Here is a 6587-nt window from a genome sequence, read left to right on the forward strand (position 1 = left end):
AAGTTAAAGCTTAGACACTTATTATTTTTCAAAGCTAGACAATATAAATACAAAAAAGAAGGTGACTCTAAACAAGTTAAGATAAAGGATAGAGCGAGTATTTCTGAAAGACCTAGCAGTGCTAATAATAGAAAAAATCTTTATCACTTTGAAGGTGACACTATTGTTGGTAAAGACCATAAAAGTGCTATTGTAACAATGGTCGATAGAGCTAGCAGATTTACTATTTTAGCCAAGTCTATAGATAGAACAGCTAATTCAATCAATAGAATATTGTACAAAGTATCTAATGGTCATAAAATATTAACAGCTACATTTGATAATGGTAAAGAGTTTGCTAAACATAAGAAGCTAACTAGCAAGACTGGCATCAAAGTATTCTTTGCTGATCCATACAGTCCTTGGCAAAGAGGTACTAATGAAAACATGAATAGGTATATCAGACAATTTATATCTAAAGGTACTAACTTTAACAATATATCTCATCAATACATTAGAAAGTTACAGATAGACTTGAATAATAGACCTAAGAAATGTTCAAATTACTTGACACCTAATGAAGTACATTTTGGTATCTCTATAAACATTGAGAATACAATCTAGCTTTTGAATGGTGATATAGCTATAGAGCATCAAAATAATGATTTTGACTATAGTTGGCATAGCTACACAACAACCCTAAAATATCGTATACCCATATTTACAATTTCTGCATGTCCAAAATTCACAAATCCACAAGATTCAAAACTCAAAGACATACAAAGAATACTGATATTTGGAGATAGTCTAAGCGATATAGGCAACTTATATGGTTATACAAATGGAATTATCCCAAGATCAACTCCTTATTATAGATGTATGTTTTCTAATGGCTCAGTTTGGACAACAATGTTAAGTGGAAGTCTATAAAATAAAATCCCCCTCAGCAATTATGCTGTTGGAGGAGCTACCGCTGTCTTTGAACCATCTTGGACAGATCTTGGACTACCCTATACAATAGGTACTGAACTTCAAGCATATTCTCTAGATGATGGAGCTCACGATACCGCTAAAAATCTAGCAATATTTTTTATTGGTGCAAATGACTATTTAACAATATCAGCCAATCAAGACCCTAACTCACTCAAGAATATTGCTACTGAAGTTACTGACAAGATCATAGCTGCTATCAAAACTGTAAATGCACAAAAAACTCTAATTATTGGACTACCTAATCTAGGATTGACACCAGAGTCAAAAAATATAGGTAACCAAAACCTCTTAAAAGAAGTATCTTCTCTACATAACCAATTTCTAAAACAGTTTGCTGAAGATCAGAATAATATAGAGTTTGTAGATATGAATCCAATATTTGAGATGCTTGTTAATGATACTGATAATTTCAACAAAAAATATCATACTTCAATAAACCCAAGCAAAACTAACCAAAGTTGCTGGAGTGGTGGTTATTTCTCTTATAACCCAGATGATTTAAACTCAAAAGAGTTTTATGAAAACCTATTAAGAGACAACCCCAAGCCTGTCCTACTTCAAGAATCTGAGAATATTTCATCAGGAGAACTAGATATGGGCAAAATTCCTCTGACTCCAGATATTACTAGTGCAATTTTAGCTGCTGAAACTGGTAAATTATGTGATAATCCTCAAGAACATATATTCTGGGATGGTGTCCATCCAACCTATCAAGTGCATAAAGCACTATTTGAGTATATTGCGAACGAGTATTTAGGAATAAATATATAGGCAGAAAATTACTCGAAATAACCACCAGCAACAAAACGATCAATAAAATGTTGGCTAAAGTGCATTTTATTCAATTTAACATTTTCCAAAAGTTGCTGATATTGACCTGACTTGAAAATATAATCAAGAACATAAAATACATTTCCCTTACCAACTATCTTTTCAACCTTTTCTTCGAAGTTAGAAAAATCTGTTTTTTCATCAATATAATCATCTAATAAAGAGCAAAGCTTATCTATAGTTTTCTCATCAGCTCTGTCAAAGTACTTTGCAACCTCATAATGAAACTCATACTTACTATCATGAAAAAATGGGTATACATTTCCTTTCCAAGCAACTTTATAAGCATCATCAACGTAGCTACTACTTAAAACATTCAGCTTCATAAGATGATAGTAAAATTTATTTGTATTCATTTGATTTTCCTATTTTATTTATTAAGCTCTTCTTGAACTATTTGATTAACCTGCTTAGGGTTTGCCTTACCTTTACTTGCTTTCATAGCTTGACCAACAAAGAAGCTCATAAGCTTAGTCTTACCAGCTTTAAAATCAGCTGCTTGTTGAGGATTAGCAACAATTATACCTTGAACTAATTCTCTTATCGCACCCTCATCTGATACTTGTTTCAAACCTAGTTTCTCGATGATATTAGCAACAGATGTTGCTGACTCAATATATTCTGCTATGACTTTTTTAGCATTTGCTTGTGAGATAACATCTTTTTGGACATTATCAATAATCTCTAATAGAATCTCTACAGGAATAATATCTGCTGAGAATTCTTTTTCCGCTCTATTAAGAGTTGATATTAAATCGACTGTTATCCAGTTATACGCCGGCTTGTAACCTATCACGGCTGCTACTTGATCATAGTAATCTGCTATTTCAAGATTTGATAATAAAAACTCAACTTCTTGATCAGCTAAATGCTCACGATATACTGCTTCACGCTCTTCTGGCTTAAGTGGCATCTGCTTTTTGATACTTTCGATATATTCATCAGTTATTACCAACGGTAATAGATCTGGATCTGGGAAGTAACGATAATCAAAAGCATCTTCTTTTGCGCGCATTGAGCGTGTTTCATTTGCATCAGCATCATATAGACGAGTTTCTTGAACAACTTCTCCTCCAGATTCCAGCACAGCTATTTGACGAGCATATTCATATTCAATCGCTTTATCAATAAATCTAAACGAGTTTATGTTTTTAAGTTCTGCACGAGTACCAAACTTATCTTCGCCTTGTGGTCTTATTGACAAGTTGACATCACATCTAAACGAGCCTTCTTGCATATTACCATCACATATACCCAAATGCTTGACTAGCTGATGAAGCTTTTTAAGATAAGAAACTACTTCTTCAGATGACCTAAAGTCAGGATACGTCACAATCTCTAAAAGTGGTGTGCCTGCACGGTTATAATCTAACCCTGTCTCGCCAGCGACATAACCATGAACTGATTTACCAGCATCTTCTTCTAAATGAGCTCGCTCAATTCTGATAGTTTTCGCTCCATTAGAAGTTTCAATCTCTAGACTACCCTCTTGAACTATTGGATTATGAGATTGACTAATCTGGTAGCCTTTTGGCAAATCTGGATAAAAATAATTTTTACGTGCGAAGAAACTATCCTTTGATATTTTAGCATCCACAGCTAAACCAAATATAACAGCTTTACGAATAGCTTCTTTATTTACTACAGGCAAAGTTCCTGGCAAACCTAAATCTAAAAATGCAGCCTGAGTATTTTGATGCTGCCCATATTTTGTTGCAGAAGTCGAAAACAGCTTAGATTTAGTACTTAACTGAATATGGACCTCTAGTCCTATCACCATTTCCCAATTCACTATTAAATCCTCGCTTGTTCTAAAATAAATTCTTCAATACCATAACTATTTTGATATTGTGTGACCATTTGCGTCAAAACATTATCATTAAATGCTTTAGCCATGAATTGACCACCAACAGGTAAATCATTAGCAAAACCAATCGAAAAAGCTATTGCTGGTAGACCTGATATATTAGCAGGTATAGTATAAATATCTGATAGATATGCTGAAACAGGATCTAACTTATCGCCTTTTTTGAAAGCTTCACTTGGAGCTGCAGGCATGAATATAACATCAACCTGCTCAAATATTTGATTAATTTGATCAGTCATTACCTTACGTAGCTGCTGAGCCTTATTATAATAAGAATCATACTGACTTGATGCTAACACATAGTTACCTATCATAATTCTACGTTTAACTTCTTCACCAAAACCATCAGTACGAGATTTTCTGTATAGCTCATCTAAGTCTCTAGCTTCTGGATTACGGTAGCCATATCTAATACCATCATATCTAGCTAAATTAGCAGCTGCTTCTGCTGGTGTTATGATATAGTAAGTTGAAAGAGCCTCTTTTAAGTCAGGAACTTTAACTGACTTTATTTCGGCTCCTAGCTTTTTGAAATTATCAAGAGTTTTTGATACAGCTTCTTGTATTTGTGCTGGTAAGTCTTTGATCAAACTTTCATCAACACCAATTACTTTACCTGAGATATCTTTCTCTAAATCTTGTGTAAAATGATTTTCTTTGACACCAACACAAGTAGAATCATACTGACACTCCCCAGAGATAGTATCTAACATAATAGCCACATCTTCGGCATAATGCCCAAAGACGCCTGCTTGATCAAAAGATGATGCAAAGGCTACCATACCAAATCTTGAAGTACTTCCATAAGTTGGCTTCATAGCTGTTAGACCACAAAAACTCGCAGGCTGTCTTACAGATCCACCAGTATCCGAACCTGTACTAACAGGAGCAAAGCCTGCAGCAACCGCAGCTGCTGAACCACCTGATGATCCCCCAGGTACTCTCTCCAAGTCCCAAGGATTACTAACTGCTCCGTAATAGCTATGCTCATTAGCGGAGCCCATAGCGAACTCATCCATATTTAGCTTACCAAGAGTTACCATACCTTGATCTTTACAGTTTTTTGTAACTGTTGAATCATATGGAGCTACAAAGTTATCTAGCATCTTAGAAGCTGCTGTTGTTTTGATACCTTTTGTACAAAAAAGATCTTTATGCAAAATAGGTATACCAGTCAATAAGCTTTGCTTACCTGCAGAAATAATAGCATCAGCATTTTCTGCTTCTTTTAGCGCCTCTGCTTCACATAGTGTAATTACAGAGTTTATATTTTTATCTTGGTCTTTTATTTTTGCTAGATATTGCTTAGCTAATTCAACCGCTGTGACTTCGCCACTATCTAATCTAGCTCTCAATTTTTTAATATATGACATTGCTCACCCTATTTAACAACCTGTGGCACCATAAAATAATCATCAACTACTTCACAAGCAAATTTATCAAAACTTGCTCGATTATCTTGATCTTGAGGAGTATCTTCACGAAATTTAAAATCAACACTAATTGGAGAAACCATCGGTGTAACTCCATTGGCATCAAAATCTTTGACGGCATCAAGTATCTTACAAATATTAGTAAGATCTTGAGTATATTGCTCTAACTGCTGCTCATTCAAATCAAAACAAGATAGCTTAGCAATATGTTTTACTAGTTTTTTATCCATTTAAACACCCAAATAAATCATTAGAAACAAACACCCATAAATTATAGAATACTCATAAACATAAAGAAAGGTGTAGCTATTGCTATTTTATATTTGATGGTTGATTCTGTATTTGCTCTTTTACTGTTACAGGCTTAATCACTGATTCACTCTTTTTGATACCTATATGTAGCTGGCTACTGTTTAGGTTTATTGGGAAACCATTATATCTACGCCATAGCTCATAACCTAGACTAACATCATTAAGTAATACCCAACCATGTACTTTGGTACCTAGTCTTAGCACATCAGGAGATGGCCAATCTCTACTACCACTTTGTTTAACAAATATCTTAAACTGTCCTTGGGCATTATTTTGTGGAGAGATAAATATAACCTCACCTTCAAAGGTACCGATTGCTACCTGAGGCCATCCGCTAAATTGTATAGCAGGCCACCCTTCAAATTGTAACATTACCTTATCTCCGACCTTGACCATAGGGACATCCATACTATTAACCCATAACTCAACTATTCTAGACTTACTCTCTGGAACTATAACCGCTAATACATCTGTATCTTTGACTATTACCCCTCCCATACCATGGATACGATCCATTATCACACCATCTGTAGGAGCTTTGACTAGACGACTTTGTTGACGTGCTATTTGTACCTTTACTTTCGCTAGATCAACATTAAGTTTTGATAGTTCTTGAGTATAGTTAACCATCTCCATCTGAGCCTGCTCATATATTCTTTGAGTACTAGCTCCCTTATCTATAAGATATTTATGTCTTTCAATATTGTTTTGAGTATTCTTTATAGCTAACTTAACTGACTTGATACCCAGTTCAATTGCAGCTTTTTCTTCTTCCAAACGAGAGACAACCTCAGGATCAAGATCAAGTACCTCAACAATAGGATCACCCTTCTTGACAGCATCTCCTTCAAACACATACCACTTACCTAGCCTACCTCCAATAGGTGCAGATATATTTTGCTGGCGCTCAGATGGTGATAAGGTTGTAACATCTCCATAGCCATCAACTGTCTGTTGCCACGGAATCATAGCCAAGACAACTCCAACCACAATAATACTCAATAAAACTAAGAATATAATCTTTTTAAAGCTAGAGTTATACTCGAATCTAGTGTATGATGAAAATCTAATATAGAAATAAGCGGTGTATTCGCAGCAGAATGATAGAATTATTTTGCAAAATATAAACTCTTAACTGAGGAATACACACATGACAAAAAGTAACATAATAG

Annotated in this window: 8 protein-coding genes; 3 read left to right on the top strand and 5 right to left on the bottom strand. The window is 34.7% G+C overall.

Annotation, left to right across the window (positions count from 1 at the left end; translation table 11 throughout):
* The 3 genes from F8C69_RS08170 to F8C69_RS08175 all read left to right on the top strand — a co-directional run.
* Positions 1 to 603, top strand: a 603-nt coding sequence (locus tag F8C69_RS08170) for an IS30 family transposase (protein ID WP_159184674.1), incomplete at its 5' end; no start/stop codon positions are given.
* A 3-nt stretch (positions 604 to 606) separates the two neighbouring features.
* On the top strand, positions 607 to 909 hold the full coding sequence (locus tag F8C69_RS11210) for an SGNH/GDSL hydrolase family protein (protein WP_234384262.1): 303 nt from the start codon (positions 607 to 609) through the stop codon (positions 907 to 909).
* Positions 910 to 915: 6 nt separating this feature from the next.
* Positions 916 to 1743: an SGNH/GDSL hydrolase family protein gene (locus F8C69_RS08175; protein WP_236352410.1), complete on the top strand. Its 828-nt coding sequence runs from the start codon at positions 916 to 918 to the stop codon at positions 1741 to 1743.
* Positions 1744 to 1751: 8 nt separating this feature from the next.
* Here F8C69_RS08175 and F8C69_RS08180 read toward each other — a convergent pair whose 3' ends face one another.
* The 5 genes from F8C69_RS08180 to F8C69_RS08200 all read right to left on the bottom strand — a co-directional run bounded on the left by F8C69_RS08180 (position 1752) and on the right by F8C69_RS08200 (position 6486).
* Positions 1752 to 2159 (bottom strand): hypothetical protein, encoded by a 408-nt coding sequence (locus tag F8C69_RS08180; protein ID WP_014714585.1) that lies wholly within the window; start codon positions 2157 to 2159, stop codon positions 1752 to 1754.
* Between the two features lie 14 nt (positions 2160 to 2173).
* Complete coding sequence (gene gatB, locus F8C69_RS08185) at positions 2174 to 3595, bottom strand: Asp-tRNA(Asn)/Glu-tRNA(Gln) amidotransferase subunit GatB (protein ID WP_159184841.1); 1422 nt, start codon at positions 3593 to 3595, stop codon at positions 2174 to 2176.
* Between the two features lie 2 nt (positions 3596 to 3597).
* Entirely contained in the window at positions 3598 to 5043 is a 1446-nt protein-coding gene (gene gatA / locus F8C69_RS08190; RefSeq protein ID WP_159184842.1) for an Asp-tRNA(Asn)/Glu-tRNA(Gln) amidotransferase subunit GatA, read from the bottom strand.
* Positions 5044 to 5051: 8 nt separating this feature from the next.
* The gene (gatC, locus tag F8C69_RS08195; RefSeq protein WP_159184843.1) at positions 5052 to 5333 is read right to left on the bottom strand and encodes an Asp-tRNA(Asn)/Glu-tRNA(Gln) amidotransferase subunit GatC; all 282 of its coding nucleotides are present in this window, start codon (positions 5331 to 5333) and stop codon (positions 5052 to 5054) included.
* Between the two features lie 82 nt (positions 5334 to 5415).
* Entirely contained in the window at positions 5416 to 6486 is a 1071-nt protein-coding gene (locus F8C69_RS08200; protein WP_159184844.1) for an HlyD family secretion protein, read from the bottom strand.
* Between the last annotated feature and the right edge of the window lie 101 nt (positions 6487 to 6587).

The organism is Francisella noatunensis subsp. noatunensis (assembly GCF_009823375.1).
In the GTDB taxonomy this organism is placed as follows: Bacteria; Pseudomonadota; Gammaproteobacteria; order Francisellales; family Francisellaceae; genus Francisella; species Francisella noatunensis.